Raw genomic sequence first — 20,327 nt, 5'->3', positions numbered from 1 at the left:
ACAGTTTAAATTTTCATTTTTCTTTAAACGCTGTTTTACGTTTAATTGAGCGTATCGTTAACCTTTGTTTTCTTTTTACCAAAAAGATTACTTAAAGCGTCCTTGATATTTTTTGATGGTGTATTGGTTGCCGTAGTATCTGTTGTTTTTATTGAATCATTTTTAGTAGTACTTCCTTTTACAATATCGCCCAAAACATCTTTAACCACATTATTTTGCTGCTGTTTTATAGAATCGGTTTTTGTTTTATTTGAACCTATCACCCCTCCTATTAAATCTTTAACCTTATCTTTACCTTGGTTAAGCAGCTTTTGTTTTTCAATTTCAACAAGTTGTTGGGTAAGGTTATTTACACCGCTCGTTAAATCGGTTTTAACCGTAGGGTTAGTTAAACTTCCTGTAATATTAGCTGTTACAGGAATTGTTATTTTGTTCACTTCGGCATCATTTATTTTCCCAATAAGTCGGTTTACTTCACTGCCCAAATATTTGGCGGGCACGTTAAATACGGTATTGTAGTCCACTGTTTTATCAAAACCATGCGAACCCGAAACGGTAATGCCAATATCTTTGTATTTTAAATCGAAAGGTTGCACACTTACCTTTCCGTTAGCAAATGAAAATTTGGTTTTTAGATTCTTAAGGTCAAGTTCATTAAAATCAATAAAATTCAAAGCGCCATCCAGTTTGTTGAGCAACTTGCTTTGTTCTGCATTTATTTTTGTAGTAAGCAACTCAGCAAGCGCATTGCCAGAAACGCTGCTTAAAACCGGTGAAAATTCACTATCTAAATTACCCGATAATTTAATATCAGTATTTAATTTTCCTTGAAGTAAATTAGCTATTGGCGCTATATTCTGCAAGAGTTCCAAATCTTTAAATGATTTTGCTATATCAAAACCATCGGCACCTAAATTTAGGTTAAAGGTAGGCGTTTTGCCTTTTGTAGAGACATCTCCTGACAGCATTAAAGCGCCATCAAAAATATTGGACTTAAGGTTTTCCAAAGTTGCTTGTTGGTCTTTTATATAGAGCTGCCCAGAAACGTCCTTCAAATTCAAATTATCGTAAACCACCGTTTTGGCATTAGCATTAACAACACACTCTAAAAAGGCTGGTATTTTAAGCGATTCGGAACTACTGGTTGTTTTATTATCGGTTGGATTTTCTTCATCAACAGTCATAAAATCATTAACTTTAAACATATTGGAACTTACATTGAAATTTCCTTTTAAAGTATTGTCGCTCAACAGAAAACCTAATAAATTTTTTATAGTTCCAATGGCATTTAAGTCACTATCGCCCGTTTTCGCATTAAAACGGTTTAACGATACCGTACCAGGCTGGAAAGCCATATCGGCATTGGTAATATGAATAGGATTCACAATATCTCCGGAAGAAAACACAAAATCGGTAATATTCACCGAACCGTTATTTTTAATACGCTCGTAGGCATTAGTCTCAATAGCGTTCATATCAAAAGTGGTATTCAGCTTTCCTTTTAAAATTCCCGTCAATTGATTTTCCAATTCCACAGGGTAAACCTTAGTGATATTAGCCAAATTAACAACGCCGTCTAGACTGGCATTGACGAGCATATTTTTTGTTATATTTTTGATGGTGGCCGACGATTTGAATACATCATCATCAATTTTAAAATCGAGGGTTTTAATATCCACATAGGTATCATCAGTATGGCCCGTTGTATTTTTTATACTCGTGTTTATCACAATATTTTCAACACGTTTGGGCAAATTTGGATACTTAAACGATGCATTATTTGATGTAATATTGATATCTAAATTCGGAATCGTTTCATCTGTTACCATACCCTTTATAACGCCATTGACCTTAAAATCGCCCGTAGTTTCAACATCGTCGATATTTTTTGAATAAGACTTTGGAATTACCGCCAAGAAATTTTTGAAATCGGATTCTGGATTTTTAAACGTAATATCCACCTCTTGTCCTTCGTCCATTAATTGCACAAAACCCTCAAACTCTAAAGGCAAATCGTTTATAAAACCTTTGTTTTCCTTAAAAGTGTATTTATCGTTTGTTAAATCCATGCCAATTAACGCATCTAATCTTACCGGATTATTGCTCAGGTAATTTGTGCTGTCCATAGTAAAACTAAGATTGGCTTCACTCTTGGTATCCAATTCTGAAGTTTCGGCCGAAAAGGTTCCATGCCCTGTATGGTTCAGTTCCGTGACATCAATCTTCATTTTAGACTCTTCATCAATATACGTGAAAGCACTTTTATTTATAGCGTAGTCTTCAATATCAAACGAGAACCCGCTACCTTCTTCCGAAGATTCTCCCTCACTTTCTTTTACAATATCGTAATTAACATTTCCAAATTTATCAGTTTTAAGGGTTAAAAGTGCCTCATCAACAGTGATGGAATTCACTACCACCGGACCATCGCTAGGCTTTTTAAAAAGTTCTTTAACCGACATGGTAAATGATATGGTTTTGGCCGTAGCCAGTGTTTCATCCTTAAAAGGTTCAAAATTGGTAATGAGCAAATCTGAAACACCAACATGGGCTTGCGGAAAACTCCTGATAAAACTTAAATTCACATCACTAAATTCAACTTTCGCATTTAAATTCTGGTTAATAAAACGCTTCACAATGTCTTGTATCTGACCCTGGAATGCAAATGGCAAAACCAAAAGTAATGCAACGATAACCAACAATGTTATTCCAATAATTTTAAAGGCTTTTTTCATAAGTAAACTTTATAGAAATATACGTTACAAAAGGGGCAACTGATTAACTGAACAGCAAGTTTAATAAAAATTTAACCTATTCCTACAATTTACAGCAGCATATTAAAGTAAGTTTATCTCCTCCCCTAGTTTTAGCTTAAATCGTTTTCTAAATAGGTAAACGCCAAAATACAATAAAGGCGTGTCGCAAACAGCAACTATGACTTTAAACAGAAAACCACTTACCAACAAGCCTTTAAAATTGGTCCACTCAATAATACTGAAAGAACACAGTAAAAACACAATGGTAAATGTATCTACAAACTGCGAAAACCAGGTAGAAAAATTGTTTCGCAACCATAAGTGCTTACCCTTGGTAAGCCGTTTCCAGAAGTGGTAAATTTGAATATCAACAAACTGTGCGAACAAGTACGTGAGCATACTGGCAAAAACTGCAATGGCCGAGTTTCCAAACACCTTCGAAAATGTGGCATCATCAATATGAGACCAAGGCGTTGCGGGCACTTCACTTGCCGTGTAAATAATTAACAACGAAAACAACGAAGCGAAAATACCAGTTACCACCACATCGTTGGCGCGCTTTTTCCCGTATATCTCACTGATTAAATCGGTAATCAAAAATGTTATGGGGTAAGGCAAAATACCCACTGAAATTTCAAAAAGTTTATTCCCGAAGATTTCAACATCGAACGGATACCAATAAAAGAATTTTTGAAAAATAAGATTGGAAACTACCAACGAGGTAATAAACAAAGCTCCTAAAAGGATATAAGTACGCTGGGCAGCCAATTTGTCTTTTAACGTCATTAATTGCAATTTTTAAATCACTTAAAATACGATAATAAACCGGATTTTTTTGAGGCCGAAACCATAATTTCCTTTCCATTACTCAACAGCACACTACCCCCTTTGCCTTTTACATATTTTACCACTTCGCTTACATTAACCAAATACGATTTGTGCACCCGTGTAAAACCGCTATCGCTCAAAATATCTTCAAAATATTTTAATGTTTTACTAACCACCTTTTTTTTATCGTTGTTCAGGTAGATTTCGGTATAGTTATCGTCGGCTTTACAATATAAAATATCGGAAGTATTCAACACCTCAAAACCATCCAGTTGTGGAATGGTTATTTTACCATTAACTGGATTTGTTTTTGGCACAAGCACTTGGTCCTGCAAGGCGCTTTCCTTAGTTTTTATTTCAGTAACATAATCAACGGCTTTTATAAGTTCGTCGATGGAAATAGGTTTAGTTAAATAATAGGAAGCATGGGCGTTTAATGCATCAATAGCATAGTGATTGTAGGCCGTAACAAATACGGTTTCAAAATTAACATTACCCATTTTATCGAGCAAATCGAAAGCGTTACCATAAGGCATTTCCACATCCAGGAACACCACATCCAACTCATGGTTCCGTATTAAAACCAAAGCTTCGTCTACATTGGCTGCCTCACCCACAACCGTAACATTGGGACAGTACTTTTTGAGATAATTTTTTAGAATGTCTCTACTGGTTTCTTCGTCTTCTACTATAATGGAATTTAATTTCATACTTTATACGTTAGGAGTTAGTAGCCTTAAGAAGGAAGCACTACAATTTGCCCTTCAAAAACCTTAATTTAATCCTTTTTAATCATTACAATTACCTTAGTACCTGTATCATCTTCATCTGTAAAATCTTCAATATGCACCTCCACTTTGTCTTTATACATAGCATTTAAGATAGCCACCCGCTTTTTTATGTTGCCCATACCTTTCGAGTTTTGCTTTTGTTGATTAGCGGTTTTTAAGGCCTTCGATTTTATTCGGCCAATGCCATCGTCTGTTATCGTTATTTTGATTTCATCTGGGCTAGCCTGTGAAATGTTAATTTCTAAATGCCCTTTACTTTTTTTGTAACGCAGTCCGTGCCAAACGGCATTTTCAATATACGGTTGCAACAGCATTGGTGGTATTTCAAACTCTTGTAATTTTATGGTATCGTCAATATTAATGTTGTAATCAAACTTATCTTTAAATCTGAAATGTTCCAGTTTGGTGTATAGCTGAAGCAATTCGATTTCCTTTTCCAACGGAATAAAATCCTCTTCGCTATTTTCCAAAACAGCCCGCATAAGCATCGAAAAATCGGTAAGGTATTTGTTTGCGGTGCGCTCATCATTTGAAGCAATAAAACTGTTTACCGAGTTTAAGGCATTGAAAATAAAATGCGGATTCATTTGACTACGAAGGCTTTTTAAAGCCAATAGATTGTTGGCCAAACGTTGTTGCTTTATATATTTAAACATTAAAAAAGCGGCAACTAACAATAAAAACACGCCGCCAATTAATGAATAAATAATTAGTTTTTGGCGTTTAGATTGCTCTACCGTAAGTTGATATTTACTTTGAGATAGCTCCCGCTCGCCCTCCAGGCTTAAAATTCGGTTTTGCTTGCTTGTAATTTCTTTACTAAACCGAGCCGCTTGCGATATTTCCTGTTCTTTTAAAGCATAAAGCGTATCCACTAAATCCACGTAGCTTTGATAAGCCATTAAGGCCTTATCGAACTGTCCGGCATCGCGGTAAACCTCCGACAATTTTCTGGTAGCGTCTTTTTTTACAATCAAATCTTTTTTTGCTCCAGCTTCACTGATACTTTTTTCAAGATATTGAATGGCATTTCCAAAATCGTTTTGTGAGGCATAGGCATTACCAATTTTATAGTTCTGTTTTTGTGGGGTTAAAGGACTTTCGTTACTCAATTCAGACTTACTTTCTATTTCGGTGATATCATTCAACGCTTCCTTTCGCAGCTCAATTTCATCGGAATAATCATTGGTTGCACTCTTAAAATCAGCAACTTTCAATTTTTCTTCAACGGCACGTTTTTTATTTTCGGTATTAGCCAATTTCATCGATTTATTAAAAAATGACTCAGCTTTATTACGTTGCCCAATAGCATTATAGACCTGAGCTATTTTGGAGTTGAAATCGGTTATTTTAGGGGTTATCAAATGGGCTTTGGCCACATTTAACCCTTCCTGAAAAGCACGAATGGCCTGTTGGTACTTTTGGATTGAAACGTACACCTCGCCCAAGCCCTCATATAGTTGGGTGAGTTGCCAATTGGACAGACTCTTTTTATCGATGCCATTATAAGTTTCTATACTTTCCTGATAATTTTTGTTCTTCTTGTAAGCCTCGGCCAACTTAAGATTAACAAGATTGGTGTTCCTGTTTTGCAAACTTATCCGGTAGTTCGAAACAGCCAAATCGTATTGTTTCCAATGCATATAGACATCTCCTAAAATCTCGTAGGCCTCACCATTTTCTTTGGTCGAAGCACTTTCAACCAAAGCATCGCCCACAAATTGAATACTTTTTTTGGCATCTTTCTTTAAATACGCTTCCGCGGAATCAATTAGGGCATTAAAAGTTTCCTTTTTTGAAGACTTTGAATTTTTTTTTAATTTGGAATAGTTCGCAGCATTCTCGTTTGGCTCCACCTCTACCCTTATGCGTTCATCACTTCTGATGATATAGACTACGGTTTCAAAATCTTTGTGACGTATGGTAAGCTCATCACCCTTTCGTGCCTGAATTCTAAAGTCGCCAAAAGCATCGGTTGTCGTATACGCACCACCGTTAACCTCAATATTAACGTTAGGGATAGGATCCCTGGTATCACTTTCAATTACCGAACCACGAACGATAAACTTTGGCTCATCGCCTTTGCGAAACGTAGCATCCTGACCAAAAAGGGCAATACCACTTAAAAAGAGGCAAACAAGTGTAAAATATTTTAGAGTGCTAGACATCCTATTTTTTTAATAGTTAAACATACGCACTTTACTTGGTTTTTTAAAATGCAAACTTCCTTAACCTTTACGTTTTTTAATAAAAAAATAAGCTTGGCGCATTAAAAAGACCGACTCACGCATTAAAACGCAAGTCTTACTCATTCTACTTTTTTTAATAATTAAGTTGGTTTTAGTTTTAGGTAATCATTGAACCCATAACGGAATAAAAAAACCACATCAATTAAAAAACAACAAACATCATGAAAACGCAAATTAAAACATTGTTATTCTGCACTGCTTTAGCGGTATTTACGTCTTGCAATGCCAATTCAAAAAATCAACGGTTGGCTATAAAAGAAGCAAAAACTGAACACCTAGAGCCCAACAAGCAATATATAAAAGTGGCTTTGTTATTAGACACCAGTAATAGTATGGACGGCCTATTAGACCAAGCCAAAGCCCAACTTTGGGACATTGTAAACGAACTGTCGTATGCAAAATGCGGCAGCCAAAAACCCAATCTTCAAATTGCATTATACGAATACGGAAACGATAATTTAAACAGCCGCGAAGGTTATATTAGACAAGTATTGAATTTTAGTGAAGATTTGGACGATATTTCAAAAGAGTTATTTTCGTTAACCACCAATGGCGGTGAGGAATATTGCGGACAAGTCATTCAAACCTCACTCAACCAATTGGATTGGGGCAAAAATCCAGACGACCTAAAACTTATTTTTATTGCTGGAAACGAACCGTTTACCCAAGGCAAGACAAACTATAAAGATGCCTCGGTCAATGCCAACGAAAAAGACGTTACCGTAAACACTATTTTTTGCGGCGATTACAGGCAAGGTATTTCATCCCATTGGCAAGATGGTGCCAAGATTACCAATGGCGATTATATGGCAATAAACCATAACCAAGCCACAGTACATATCGCTTCCCCTTACGATGATGAGATTCTAATTTTAAATAAAAAGCTGAACAAAACCTATGTGGCCTATGGCCGAAAAGGACTAGAAAAGATAGCCATGCAGGCCGAACAGGATGCAAATGCCAACTCGTATAGCAAAGCTAACGCTGTAAAAAGAACTGTTAGTAAAAGTTCACATTTATATAAAAATAAAACTTGGGATTTAGTGGATGCCATGGAGCAAGAAGAAGTGGTTGTTGCCAATCTTAAAGAAGAATCGCTACCTAAAGAATTGCAAGGCAAAAGTGAAGAAGACATAAAAACTTATGTAGAAAAGAAAAGCAAGGAGCGTGCTAACATTCAAAAGGAAATTAAAGCGCTTAACGCTAAACGCAAAGCTTATGTACTAAAACAACAAAAAGAAAACATCAATGACCTAGAGAACGCTATGATAAAAGCCATTAAAGAACAAGCCAAAAAGAAAAAGTATAGCTTTCAATAATGAAAACAAAAAAGCCCCGGAAATTTAAATTTTCGGGGCTTTTTTAATTATTTAGGCCTTTAGTTTACTTATTACCTTTTTCGTAATCAGCCAAGAATTTAGCTAAACCTATATCGGTTAATGGGTGCTTAAGCAATCCAGTAATCGATGATAATGGTCCTGTCATCACATCACTACCAATCTTAGCACAATCTATAACGTGCATGGTGTGACGAATTGAAGCTGCTAGTATTTGCGTTTCGAAACCGTAGTTATCATAAATTTGTCTGATTTCTGCAATAAGGTTTAATCCATCGGTACAAATATCATCCAAACGTCCTAAAAACGGCGACACATAAGTTGCACCCGCTTTAGCTGCCAATAAAGCTTGCCCCGGTGAAAACACCAAGGTTACGTTTGTTTTTATACCTTTATCAGTAAAATATTTACAGGCTTTAATGCCATCTGCAATTAATGGTAATTTCACCACAATTTGTGGGTGCAAAGCCGCTAAAGCTTCACCTTCTTTTACCATACCATCAAAATCGGTGGCTATCACTTCAGCACTTACATCACCTTCAACAATATCACAGATTTTTTTGTAGTGAGCCAAAATGTTTTCCTCACCGGTAATTCCCTCTTTAGCCATTAAAGACGGATTGGTAGTTACACCATCCAATACACCTAAAGCCTGTGCTTCAGCGATTTCGTCTAGATTGGCCGTATCAATAAAAAATTTCATATCTCTAGTTTTATTTTGTTTTTAAATATTCTAATACTTCTTTGCTAACTTTTTCGCCTGTAAACCCAAATTTATCATCTAAAACTTTCGCCGGTGCAGAGTAGCCAAAGTGTTCTAAACCAAATACTTTACCATCTTCACCCACTAAGGCTTCTAAGTTCACTGGCAATCCAGCAGTTAGTCCAAATAATGGTTTATCTTTTGGAATGATGCTATTTTGATACTCTTTAGACTGAAGTCTGAACACGCCTTCTGAAATCACTGAAGCAATGCTTACCTTCAATCCGTTTTCAGATTCTAAAATTTCGGCCGCATCCACTAAAGTAGATACCTCTGAACCGTTTGCCACCAATACAACATCTGGATTTTCAACTTTCTTTACCAAGTAACCACCTTTTTCGGCAGCCAAAGCTTCTTTATATCTCGAATCGCCAATAGCAGGCACATCTTTAATTCCCTGTCTTGACAAAATTAAACCTGAAGGTGTTACCGTATTTTCAAGAGCCATTTTCCAAGCGACACTTGTTTCGGCAGAATCTGCCGGACGCAAGGCCAAGAAGCTTGGTTTATGACTGTGGTTTTTCAGTTTTTCCAATAAACGGATTTGTGCTTCCTGCTCAACAGGCTGGTGCGTTGGTCCGTCTTCCCCAACACGGAAAGCATCGTGCGTCCAAACATACTTAACAGGTAATTCTTGAATGGCACTTAATCGAATGGCTGGTTTCATATAATCTGAAAACACAAAGAAGGTTGCCACTACTGGTAAAACACCGCCATGCAAAGCAATACCATTAGCAATACTAGCCATGGTTAACTCGGCAACTCCAGCTTGTAAGAACGAACCGCTAAAGTTTCCTTTTTGAAGCGATTGCGTTTTCTTTAAGAATCCATCGGTTTTATCAGAATTCGATAAATCGGCTGAAGACACAATCATGTTTTCAACATTTTCAGCTAGGTATGCCAATACACCAGAAGAAGCCGCTCTTGTAGCCAATCCGGCTTTATGCTCTATGGAACTGAAATCCAATTCTGGCAATTGTCCTGAAAAGAAAAAGTCTAATTTATCGGCAAGTTCAGTATTTCCTTTTCTCCATTCTGCGATTTCTGCTTTCTTATTTGCAGCTTCAACAGTTTTTCTTTCAATTACTTCTTTATAAAAATCGTTAACCTCATCAAAAATATCAAATGGATTGCTAAGGTCTGCTCCTAGGTTAACCAATGTTTTTTCGTAATCGGCTCCAGTATCGCCAATAGGCTTTCCGTGCAATTCACAGTGCCCTTCGTACATACTACCATCTGCAGCAACACAACCTTTACCCATAATGGTTTTACCAATAATAAGGGTTGGTTTTTCGGTTTCGTTGTTAGCATCGGTTAATGCATTTCTAATCTCGTCATGGTTATGCCCATCAATAGTTACGACTTTCCAGCCCCAAGCCTCATATTTTTTGGCTGTATCTTCCGAGGTTACCTTGTCAGTTTCTGTGGATAATTGTATATCGTTAGAATCAAAGAACATAATAAAATTGCTCAAGCCTAAGTGACCGGCAATTCTACCCGCACCTTGCGATATTTCTTCCTGTACACCACCATCGGAAATAAAACCGTATATTTTGTGGTTCATCCAATCACCAAATCTAGCTTGTAAAAATTTAGCAGCGATGGCAGCACCAATACCCATAGTATGTCCTTGACCAAGTGGACCAGATGTGTTTTCAACACCTCTTTTTACATCTACCTCTGGGTGACCAGGCGTGTTAGAACCCCATTGACGGAAGTTTGCTACATCGTCTTTTTCATAATTGCCCAATAAGTAGTACTGAGCGTACATAAGCGTTGACAGGTGACCAGCATCCATAAAGAAACGGTCTCTAAACGGCCATTCCATGTCGGTTGGATCGTAATTAAAAAATTCTGAATATAAAATATGCATAAAATCTGCGCCGCCCATTGGTCCACCAGGGTGTCCTGAGTTTGCCTTTTCTACCATAGCCACAGCTAATGCTCTAATATTATCTGCAGCTTTTTGATCTATTTTTTTGTTCATTTTTTAATTACAATTTAGTCGTTATTGTTTGTTAATCTTTATTTTTATTTGCTTTAAAAAACGCAATGGTCCGCAAAACTAAAACTTTTTATCCAAACCCGTTTCCTAATTTCAAATTATATGGCGCTTAAACTATTAGAAACCATATTTCTCTACAAAGATATGACAAAAACTTTATAAGTGTACAAAAAACACTTGTTTTTTTCAATTCTACGTTAGGCTTTTGTTAACTCTTGATTGTCAATATTTAAAAAACTTACTATTCTTATCAAAAACATTTTAAAACTCAAAATTTTGAAATGTTTGCATATAAAACACAATCGGTTGTTTGAAAATAAAATTTCTTAATTAAATAGCACACAAAATTAGAATAAAATGTCATGAGGTAAGCAGAGTGATAAACACTATTACGCTTTGGCAAAAAAATTGTTGTTTTTTGAAACTATCCCCAATAAAAAAACAAATAGAATAATTAATACTACAAGCTATTTGATTAAATTTGCACCCTAAATTTTTTCTATGTACCGAAGTCATAATTGCGGTGAATTATCATCGACCGATATAAATAAAGAAGTTACTCTGGCCGGATGGGTTCAGAAGATTAGAGATAAAGGATTTATTGTTTGGGTAGATTTACGCGACCGATATGGAATTACCCAATTAGTGTTTGATGAAGAACGCACCCCGAAAGACATGATGGAACAAGCACAGCACTTGGGTCGGGAGTTCGTTATTCAAGTTAAAGGAACCGTTATTGAGCGTGCCTCGAAAAACCCAAATATTCCTACCGGCGACATAGAATTGTTGGTTTCTGAATTAAATATTCTAAACGAAGCCAAATTACCACCATTTACCATTGAAGATAAAACCGATGGCGGTGAAGATATCCGTATGAAATACCGCTATTTGGATATCCGCCGAAACCCGGTGAAAAATAGTTTGATTTTTAGACATAAGGTAACTCAAGAGGTTAGAAATTACCTTTCTAAAGAAGGCTTTATTGAAGTAGAAACACCTTATTTGATAAAATCGACACCTGAAGGCGCTCGCGATTTTGTCGTGCCAAGCCGAATGAACGAAGGCCAATTTTACGCCCTTCCACAATCGCCTCAAACCTTTAAGCAGTTGCTTATGGTGGGCGGTATGGATAAGTATTTCCAAATTGTAAAATGCTTTAGGGATGAAGATCTTCGTGCGGATAGACAGCCCGAGTTTACACAAATAGACTGCGAAATGGCCTTTATTGAGCAAGAGGATATTTTAATTGCTTTTGAAGGTTTAACAAGGCACCTGTTAAAGAACATAAATGGTGTAGAGATTAAAAAATTTCCAAGAATGCTTTATGATGACGCCATTCGCCTTTACGGAAATGACAAGCCTGATATTCGATTTGGCATGGAATTTGGCGAATTAAACGAAGTGGCACAACACAAAGATTTTAAGGTTTTTAATACTGCTGAATTGGTAGTTGGAATTGCCGTACCTGGTGGAAATAGTTATACCCGAAAAGAAATCGACAAGTTGATTGATTGGGTAAAACGCCCACAAGTTGGCGCATTGGGCATGGTGTATTGCCGATGCAATGACGACGGGACTTATAAATCATCAGTTGATAAATTTTATGACCAAGACGACTTGGCAAAATGGGCAGAAGCCACCGAAGCCAAGCCTGGCGACTTAATTTGTGTGCTTTCGGGTGACAAAAACAAAGTTAGAACTCAACTCAGTGCCTTACGTATGGAATTAGCCGAGCGTTTAGGCTTACGAAAAGCCGATGAATTCGCACCGCTTTGGGTCATGGACTTTCCGCTTTTAGAATGGGATGAAGACACCGAGCGCTACCACGCCATGCACCACCCTTTTACCGCACCTAAACCAGGGCAAATTGAATTGTTGAAAACCGACCCTGGAGCCGTAAAGGCCAATGCCTATGATTTAGTTTTAAACGGTAACGAAATTGGAGGGGGTTCAATAAGAATACACGATAAAGAAACCCAATCGTTAATGTTCGATTATTTAGGGTTTACACCCGAAGAGGCCAAAGCGCAATTTGGTTTCTTAATGGATGCCTTTCAATACGGTGCACCGCCACACGGCGGCTTGGCATTTGGATTGGATAGATTAGTAGCCATATTGGGCGGACAGGAAACCATACGCGATTTTATTGCATTCCCAAAAAATAATGCAGGACGCGACGTGATGATTGATGCCCCTGCGCCTATTCACGATGAACAATTAAAAGAATTAAGCTTAAAACTAAGCCTAGAAGAATAATTTTAAAATCCTGCTGAAAAGCGGGATTTTTTAGTAAAGTACAATATGCCAACAAAAACCATATTAAAACGTGTTTTAATTTGGAGAGCCAAACACATTTCCAATAAACAGTTTGTTTATATTTTAAGTGTGATTATTGGCTTTACGGCTGGTCTTGGTGCCGTTGTTTTAAAAAACTTAACGCACTTTATTCAGCATTTATTAGAAGGCAAATTGATTACCTATTACCACCACGCGTTTTATTTTGCCTTCCCTGTTATAGGACTCAGTTTGGTTTATCTCATAATGAAATATGTTATTAGGCAAAAAGTTAGCCACGGTATTCCTTCAACGCTATATGCCATTTCTAAACGTAAAGGGATTATGAAACGTTTTCAAATGTATGGCTCCATTCTTACTGCTCCTTTAACCGTCGGCTTTGGGGGATCTGTTGGTTTAGAGGGGCCTACGGTTGCTACTGGTGCTGCGCTTGGGTCAAATATTTCCAGAATGTTTCACATGAACCAAACTACGAGAAACCTACTCATTGGTTGTGCTGCTGCAGGAGCCATGAGCTCTATTTTTAAAGCACCGATAGCCGCATTGATTTTTGCTATTGAAGTTTTTAGTTTGGATCTTACCTTTGCGTCATTGCTCCCGTTATTGTTCGCTTCACTTTCTGCTATTTTAACCTCGCATTTTTTCTTTGGAGACGACATTATTTTGCCTTTTAGAATTGAAGATAAATTCCTTTTATCCGATGCGCCTTTTTATATTGTTTTAGGTGTTGTTGCCGCTTTTATATCCATTTACTTTACCGAAGTTTATGACAGGATTCATGGCTTTTTTGATAAACTTGAATCACCTATAAAACGATTAATTGTTGGTGGCTTGGGTATTGGTTTGCTTGTTTTTTTAATTCCGCCACTGTACGGTGAAGGATTCGATATCATCAACGACCTCATCATTGGAAAACCCGAAAAAGCCTTACACAATAACCTTTTTCACCTTGATTTAACCAATATATGGATTGTTATTTTGCTATTGGCAGGACTCCTATTTTCAAAAGTAATAGCGAGTTGTTTTACATTTGGAGCCGGTGGTGTTGGCGGTATTTTTGCGCCTGTATTGTTTATGGGAAGTATTATGGGCAATTGTATTGCCAAAATAATCAATAATTGTGGGCTGTTTAACAATTCTATTTCCGAAAGTAATTTTACCTTAGTAGGCATGGCTGGCCTATTGGCTGGTGTTTTACATGCACCCCTAACCGCTATTTTCTTGATTGCCGAACTTACTGGAGGTTACGAGCTCTTTATTCCGCTGATGCTTACCGCAACCATTTCTTTTGCCATAACAAAATACTATAAGCCGCATTCGGTTTATAACATGGAGCTGGGCAGAAAAGGCGAATTGATAACGCACGATAAAGACCATGCGGTTTTAACCTTAATGGATATCGAAAAAGTTATTGAAACCAATTTTGTAACTATCAACCTAGAAATGACTCTTGAGCAAATTATCCAAAAAGCAGTTATAAAATCGAACAGAAACATTTACCCAGTTATAAATAAAGATACGCATCAATTGCAAGGCATTATTCTTCTAGACGATTTGCGCCCTATTATGTTCGACCAATCGCTCTACAAAAAATTAACGGCAACAGATTTAATGCAACGCCCTCCTAAGATTATTGATTTAGACAAAGACAAAATGACTCAAATCATGCGAAAATTTCAAGACAGTAGCGCTTGGAATTTACCTGTTATAAAAAATGGCGCTTATTACGGTTTTATTTCAAAATCAAAACTCTTAACCGCTTACCGTAGACAGTTGATAACTTTGCAGGGGGAATCATAAAAACTAGACTCTTGTTTCATAGACTTTTAGTACATTTATCTTATGCCAACAAACTCCAAGGTTCTACTTCGAAAATTTTTAATCTGGAAATATAAACATATTTCCGAACGGCAGTTCATTTACATTCTTAGTGTTCTTGTTGGTGTTCTGGCTGGCATGGGTACCGTGGTACTGAAAAATTTAACGCACTTTATACGTTCATTATTGGAATGGGATTTCCTAAAAAACCACCAAAACACTTTGTATTTTATTTTTCCCATTATTGGGCTTGCCCTTGTTTACATCATTAAACAGACTTGGCTTAAAAAACATATCGGGCATGGTATTTCGACTACCTTATATGGTTTATCAAAACTAAACGGAATTTTACCTCGGTACAATATTTACGCCGCCTTGATTACAGCTCCTTTAACTGCTGGTTTTGGTGGTTCGGTTGGTCTACAAGGGCCTGCTGTTAGCGTTGGGTCCGCATTAGGATCAAATACAGCGCAGTTTTTTCACATGAGCACAAAAACAAGATTGCTACTAATTGGCTGTGCTTCGGCAGGTGCCATGGCGTCTATGTTTAAAGCTCCTATTGCAGCTATCGTTTTTGCTGTAGAAATTTTTAGCTTAGACATTGCGTTTACCTCATTAGTGCCTTTACTTTTAGCATCTGTTGCTGCTGTAATCACCTCTTATTTATTTTTAGGAACCGATGTTTTGCTTCATGTTGATATTGATGACCATTTTAAATTTAAAGATATCCCTCTGTACATTCTTTTAGGTATTGTAACAGCTATAGCCTCGGTGTATTTTTCAAAAGTCTTTTTTGCCATAACAAACTTTTTCAAACAATTTGAAAGTCGGGCAAAACGTTTATTAATAGGCAGTTTGGCTATTGGCACTATGCTTTATTTTATTCCGCCGCTATATGGTGAGGGGTACAACCTAATGAACAATTTATTAAAAGGCGACCATCTAGCAGCCATTGGATCAACACCCTTTCAATTGGACCTCGATAATATATGGGTCGTTATTGCCCTACTTTTGGGCATAGCTGTGTTTAAAGCCATTGCCATGACAACCACTTTTGGTGCCGGTGGTGTTGGAGGTATTTTTATTCCAACCCTCATAATGGGAAGCGTTTTGGGTAATGCTTTTGCAAAAATTGTAAATAATATTGGTTTAAATTTTTCAGTTCCCGAAGCGAACTTTACACTTTTAGGCATGACAGGCCTTATGGCTGGTGTTTTACACGCGCCCTTAACTGCCATTTTCCTCATTGCTGAAATCACAAGTGGGCACCAGCTCTTTGTTCCCCTTATGTTGGTAGCTGCTATTTCGTTTGCCATCACAAAATACTATGTATCACACTCTATTTATACTATGAAATTGGCCGAACGTGGTGAACTTATGACACACGATAAAGATCAAAACGTTCTTATGGTTTTAGACATAGATAAGGTTGTTGAAACCAATTTTATCATCTTAAAACCTGAAATGACCCTGGGTCATATCTTGAATGAAGCTGTCGCAAAATCATCGCGAAACCATTTCCCCGTAGTGAATGACGACAATGAGTTTTTAGGGGTTATAAGACTTGACGACATCAGACATATGATGTTTAAAGCCGATTTGTACGACAAAGTGAGTGTTTCTGATTTAATGCATGCTGATGCTGGGATTATTGACTACAACAAAGACACCATGAATGATATTATGGAGAAATTTAAATCTACCGGCGCTTGGAATTTACCAGTAACGAAACAGGGTAAATACTACGGCTATATTTCAAAATCTAAATTATTAACGGCCTACCGACGCCAACTTATAAAATTTACCAAGTAACCGTTTAATGAAATACCTATTGTATATATTAACCATTGCCGTATTTACAAGCATTATTTTAGGCTTTGTACTAGATGTTACCTATTCTGAAAAGTTAGTAGGTTTTGGTGTAGCCGGATTGTTTTTAGTGGTTTTCCCTTTATTTTCTTACTACCGATGGAAAGATAAAGACATAAAAGACTATATGATTAACAAAGAGAACTTAGACAAAATGCGAGAGAGTCAACGCAAAAATAAACACTAATTTAAGTTTCGCTTTTCAATAAAAAAACGCTTCAATAGATTTGCAGCTTCTTCCTCTAGCACACCACCTTTAATACTAGTTCTAGGGTGCAGTTTAGTATTGAGATTAATACAACCTCTCTCTAAATCCCTGGCACCATAAACAATATTTGAAATCTGACTCCAATACAAAGCACCAGCGCACATTTGGCAAGGTTCTAATGTAACGTAAAGTGTACATTTTTGCAAGTACTTACCTCCCAAAAAATTGGCTGCTGCAGTAATAGCCTGCATTTCGGCATGTGCCGTAACATCGTTAAGGGTTTCGGTTAAATTATGGCCGCGTGCAATAATTCTATTTTCAATAACCACTACGGCTCCAACAGGAATCTCGCCTTTTTCAAAAGCAGCTTCAGCCTCTTGCAAGGCTTTTTTCATAAAATAGGCATCATTGAAAGGTTCTATCATAATCCAAAAATAAAAAAGACGACCCGTTAAACGGGTCGTCTTTTTACAAATATTTCAAAAAATATTACTCGATAATTATCTTTTGGTTAGTGTTTAGGTGTTCCCCTTTTATATTTAAGATATAAAGTCCTGACTGTATTGCACTGGTGTTCAACTCAACCTCACCAAGCAAATCTGCTTGTTTGGTGAGTACTGGTCTTCCATTTATATCGACTAAGTTAATGGATACACTACCTAAATTTTTACCAGATTTAATGGTAATTCTATCGTTCGCCGGATTAGGGTAAATTTTAAAATCTTTAACCGTAAATATGTTAGCACTTAAGGTAGTACAATTGGCCAATGAAGGATCGCTAGGGTCAGGTGTTGCAAAACCATTAACTTGATCCTCAAATTTAAACGGAATACCTTCTGAGGCATCAACACCTAATCCTCTTCTGGCGAATACCTCCCAAATTAAGCATTGGTCTTCTCCTCCGGTAATAGCGGTATCGGCTGCTAAAATAGCATCACGCCCTTCAATAAACTCGGGGTTACAACCTTGGAGTTTTAATCCTTCCATAACCACTTGCATAACTCTATTATTACCCCCTGTTCCATTTTTCAAATCGGGATCAAAACCATACTTATCTATATAAGCCCATGTTAAATCCCATAGCATAGTAGCCCAAATGGTTCCATTGTAATGCACTAAACGATTGAGAATTATAGGGTCGCCATCCTCATCTTCTCCTAGAATTGTATTATCATTAGTCGCTTCAAAGGTATATTCATTAACGGACATATCCGTGCTATATTTTCGAAGCCTAATACCTTGCCCATTTATACCTTCTCCATTGACATAAGTTGCAATACCTTTTCCTGTAACTCCATCATCAGAAGCCTTCATGGTCAAAATAAAAGTAAAAAAGTCGGACCAACCTTCACCCATTTGAAAATTAGTTGACAAACAATCAGAAGTATCAGCACCTCCGGTAAGTCTATTTGATATTCCATGACCATATTCATGAACAATAACACCATTATCGAAACTAGAATCTAATCGTGGCGCAACCACAATAGTTGCATTTAGGGTTTCGCCGCCTTGAATGGCGTTTATTATAGCGTCTCCATTGTCAAAATTAATAAAAATAGAAGGAATTGTAAACGCAGGATCGGTAACACCATACATACTAACATATTCACCATAATCAGGATCGTTTGTCGGGTTATTATGATTTGCTACTATCACCGCAATAGCTCCTGCATCTTGGGCATTTTGAATTTTAACGGTGAAGTTACAACTCCCCCTTCTAATCACGGCTATTTTCCCATTTACTTCAGCTCCATTTACAAGTGCGTTACAACCTTCTTCTGGAGCACCCGTACCATCATCAACAACAACCAAATCACCTGTAACCGGAACTGTTGAAGGCCCTGTAATATTACCAATACCATCATCACCCTCTGTTGTAGATGGCAAAGCGGCAGCATACCCCCCGGCTAATGTGCCATTATTAATTGTTAAAGGCGGTATTGAAAAGTTATTCCATAAATACATTTGCATTCTGGGACTACTGCCATCTGGTGGGGTTGCAAAATTAGCATTATCGGTTTGGGGCTCGGTGGGGTGTTCAATAGCATCTTGGGCATCTGCCAATACAACATCGCCTTCAGCTCCTCCTTTACCGTAATTGTTCTCCTGAAAGTTTCCACTAGCTTCATCAAATCCATAATGGTAAAAAATATCATGCATCATATTACTTGTATAGAACAAGTTTGTAATTGCTACATCTTGATACCCTATTGGTTCTTGATTAATATTTAGCGAAAAGTTAAAATCTAATGCTGCGGTTCCATCAGGCGAATAGCCTTCATCGTTTGCCCCATCTCTATCTTCTTGTGCCCATACATTATTCCCGCGGGTAATAGTATATTCTGGCCCTGCATTACCATCGGTATCGTGCCAACCAAAAGGTGATGCGGTGGCATCTGCTGGATTGGTAACTAATTGAACGGCACCGTGACTAGGACTTTCTATTGGAAGTGGGAATACGTTATATTGTGCGCCATCTACAAACATTGTAGCTTCAGATGTTTTAAACAAATTTGAAGTTTTACTTTCTTTGTTTTTAAGGTTATTAACTCCATGCCCAGCATGATCCCCGTTGAATTTACAACGTGTCACCCAATCATTCGTATCTAAAATTTCTCCTGTTACAGCATCAACCCTAACACTCCACCAGTGTTGGCTATCTACGGTGTAAATACTTAAGTTCCACGATAATCTTAACTCGCCATCGGGCATCTGATAATACACTTGTTCTACAGGTATATTTTCTTGTGAAATGTCACCTTTCGAATAAATATCCTTACCATTTTTAGAGTCAAGCAACTTAATACTACCTACATTACCCAGATTAAAATGTGTTGCTGCTTTTTGAATGGCTTGAACCCTGTTCAACGCAGGTGATTCAACATTTATTTTTTTACTGATACCACTCTTAAACTTATTGGCAAAATGAAATACTTGATTGTTTTTAATGCCTACCGTTGAAATGGCATTATGTATTTTAACGCCCTTATAGGCTTGGTTTAAATAACTGTGTGTAATTCCTGTGGAAGCAGAATACACCTCTCTGTTTAGCTGTATATTTTCTAAATCTGAACTTGAAAGGTTATACTTTGTTTTATTTTTAGATAAATATTCTGAAATTTTTGGGGCATGTTTTGAAGTTTTCAACAGTTCCTGCCCCACGACTGTCTGCAGGGCAAAAAAAGAAAAGACCATTAAGGCCAAAACTCTGTAATTTTTGTTCATTTTAATTTTTATTTGAATTAGTCACCCAAATATAATTATTCTTCAACAAATAATTATTAACGTTAAAAAATTATTAACTAAACAACCTATATTTCGTTTTGAAATAAATTTCATGAAATTTTAAAATAATTTTTTAAATTAAAGCCAGCCGCACCATCCTGCCTAAAAACAATTTTGAGTTTT

Annotated in this window: 13 protein-coding genes; 5 read left to right on the top strand and 8 right to left on the bottom strand. The window is 37.0% G+C overall.

Annotated elements, in window-relative coordinates; genetic code table 11:
• Window positions 1-41: 41 nt before the first annotated feature.
• The 4 genes from GSB9_02649 to GSB9_02646 all read right to left on the bottom strand — a co-directional run bounded on the left by GSB9_02649 (window position 42) and on the right by GSB9_02646 (window position 6,543).
• The gene (locus GSB9_02649; GenBank protein ID UKM66076.1) at window positions 42-2,735 is read right to left on the bottom strand and encodes an AsmA-like C-terminal region-containing protein; all 2,694 of its coding nucleotides are present in this window, start codon (window positions 2,733-2,735) and stop codon (window positions 42-44) included.
• A 102-nt stretch (window positions 2,736-2,837) separates the two neighbouring features.
• Window positions 2,838-3,542 carry a queuosine precursor transporter gene (locus GSB9_02648; GenBank protein UKM66075.1) on the bottom strand — a complete coding sequence of 235 codons (705 nt, stop codon included), beginning with the start codon at window positions 3,540-3,542 and terminating at the stop codon, window positions 2,838-2,840.
• A 17-nt stretch (window positions 3,543-3,559) separates the two neighbouring features.
• Window positions 3,560-4,294, bottom strand: a complete 735-nt coding sequence (locus tag GSB9_02647) for a LytTR family DNA-binding domain-containing protein (protein ID UKM66074.1) — start codon at window positions 4,292-4,294, stop codon at window positions 3,560-3,562.
• A 68-nt stretch (window positions 4,295-4,362) separates the two neighbouring features.
• Window positions 4,363-6,543, bottom strand: coding sequence for a histidine kinase (locus GSB9_02646; GenBank protein UKM66073.1), 2,181 nt, complete (start codon window positions 6,541-6,543; stop codon window positions 4,363-4,365).
• A gap of 242 nt (window positions 6,544-6,785) precedes the next feature.
• Between GSB9_02646 and GSB9_02645 the strand changes: the two genes are divergently transcribed.
• Window positions 6,786-7,943 (top strand): VWA domain-containing protein, encoded by a 1,158-nt coding sequence (locus GSB9_02645; protein UKM66072.1) that lies wholly within the window; start codon window positions 6,786-6,788, stop codon window positions 7,941-7,943.
• A gap of 64 nt (window positions 7,944-8,007) precedes the next feature.
• Here the strand turns inward: GSB9_02645 and fsa are convergent, their stop codons facing one another.
• Both fsa and GSB9_02643 read right to left on the bottom strand, forming a co-directional pair.
• Window positions 8,008-8,664 (bottom strand): fructose-6-phosphate aldolase, encoded by a 657-nt coding sequence (gene fsa / locus GSB9_02644; protein ID UKM66071.1) that lies wholly within the window; start codon window positions 8,662-8,664, stop codon window positions 8,008-8,010.
• Window positions 8,665-8,674: 10 nt separating this feature from the next.
• Complete coding sequence (locus GSB9_02643; GenBank protein UKM66070.1) at window positions 8,675-10,711, bottom strand: transketolase; 2,037 nt, start codon at window positions 10,709-10,711, stop codon at window positions 8,675-8,677.
• Between the two features lie 519 nt (window positions 10,712-11,230).
• Between GSB9_02643 and aspS the strand changes: the two genes are divergently transcribed.
• Genes aspS through GSB9_02639 form a run of 4 tightly spaced genes read left to right on the top strand, consistent with a single transcriptional unit; the run spans window position 11,231 to window position 16,898 of the window.
• A complete protein-coding gene (gene aspS / locus GSB9_02642) occupies window positions 11,231-12,985 on the top strand; it encodes an aspartate--tRNA ligase (GenBank protein ID UKM66069.1) in 1,755 nt (584 codons plus the stop codon).
• 45 nt (window positions 12,986-13,030) lie between these two features.
• The gene (locus tag GSB9_02641; GenBank protein UKM66068.1) at window positions 13,031-14,824 is read left to right on the top strand and encodes a chloride channel protein; all 1,794 of its coding nucleotides are present in this window, start codon (window positions 13,031-13,033) and stop codon (window positions 14,822-14,824) included.
• A gap of 42 nt (window positions 14,825-14,866) precedes the next feature.
• Window positions 14,867-16,654 (top strand): chloride channel protein, encoded by a 1,788-nt coding sequence (locus tag GSB9_02640; GenBank protein ID UKM66067.1) that lies wholly within the window; start codon window positions 14,867-14,869, stop codon window positions 16,652-16,654.
• Between the two features lie 7 nt (window positions 16,655-16,661).
• On the top strand, window positions 16,662-16,898 hold the full coding sequence (locus GSB9_02639) for a signal peptidase complex subunit 1 family protein (protein UKM66066.1): 237 nt from the start codon (window positions 16,662-16,664) through the stop codon (window positions 16,896-16,898).
• On the opposite strand, the gene GSB9_02638 is transcribed toward GSB9_02639, so the two are convergent.
• Both GSB9_02638 and GSB9_02637 read right to left on the bottom strand, forming a co-directional pair.
• Window positions 16,895-17,344 carry a nucleoside deaminase gene (locus GSB9_02638; protein UKM66065.1) on the bottom strand — a complete coding sequence of 150 codons (450 nt, stop codon included), beginning with the start codon at window positions 17,342-17,344 and terminating at the stop codon, window positions 16,895-16,897. The genes GSB9_02639 and GSB9_02638 overlap by 4 nt on opposite strands.
• A 64-nt stretch (window positions 17,345-17,408) precedes the next feature.
• The gene (locus GSB9_02637; protein ID UKM66064.1) at window positions 17,409-20,144 is read right to left on the bottom strand and encodes a T9SS-dependent M36 family metallopeptidase; all 2,736 of its coding nucleotides are present in this window, start codon (window positions 20,142-20,144) and stop codon (window positions 17,409-17,411) included.
• Window positions 20,145-20,327 lie beyond the last annotated feature (183 nt).

The organism is Flavobacteriaceae bacterium GSB9 (assembly GCA_022749295.1).
Taxonomy (GTDB): Bacteria; Bacteroidota; Bacteroidia; order Flavobacteriales; family Flavobacteriaceae; genus Flavisericum.
Note: the sequence above shows the minus strand (reverse complement) of the source record. Positions and strands in the feature narration are given on the sequence as shown.

Bases quoted from the DNA above. Each gene is read 5' to 3' on its own strand.
- GSB9_02646 (UKM66073.1), bottom strand. From the start codon at position 6,543: ATGTCTAGCACTCTAAAATATTTTACACTTGTTTGCCTCTTTTTAAGT.
- GSB9_02647 (UKM66074.1), bottom strand. From the start codon at position 4,294: ATGAAATTAAATTCCATTATAGTAGAAGACGAAGAAACCAGTAGAGAC.
- aspS (UKM66069.1), top strand. From the start codon at position 11,231: ATGTACCGAAGTCATAATTGCGGTGAATTATCATCGACCGATATAAAT.
- GSB9_02640 (UKM66067.1), top strand. From the start codon at position 14,867: ATGCCAACAAACTCCAAGGTTCTACTTCGAAAATTTTTAATCTGGAAA.
- GSB9_02639 (UKM66066.1), top strand. From the start codon at position 16,662: ATGAAATACCTATTGTATATATTAACCATTGCCGTATTTACAAGCATT.
- GSB9_02638 (UKM66065.1), bottom strand. From the start codon at position 17,344: ATGATAGAACCTTTCAATGATGCCTATTTTATGAAAAAAGCCTTGCAA.
- GSB9_02637 (UKM66064.1), bottom strand. From the start codon at position 20,144: ATGAACAAAAATTACAGAGTTTTGGCCTTAATGGTCTTTTCTTTTTTT.
- GSB9_02645 (UKM66072.1), top strand. From the start codon at position 6,786: ATGAAAACGCAAATTAAAACATTGTTATTCTGCACTGCTTTAGCGGTA.
- GSB9_02649 (UKM66076.1), bottom strand. From the start codon at position 2,735: ATGAAAAAAGCCTTTAAAATTATTGGAATAACATTGTTGGTTATCGTT.
- fsa (UKM66071.1), bottom strand. From the start codon at position 8,664: ATGAAATTTTTTATTGATACGGCCAATCTAGACGAAATCGCTGAAGCA.
- GSB9_02641 (UKM66068.1), top strand. From the start codon at position 13,031: ATGCCAACAAAAACCATATTAAAACGTGTTTTAATTTGGAGAGCCAAA.
- GSB9_02643 (UKM66070.1), bottom strand. From the start codon at position 10,711: ATGAACAAAAAAATAGATCAAAAAGCTGCAGATAATATTAGAGCATTA.
- GSB9_02648 (UKM66075.1), bottom strand. From the start codon at position 3,542: ATGACGTTAAAAGACAAATTGGCTGCCCAGCGTACTTATATCCTTTTA.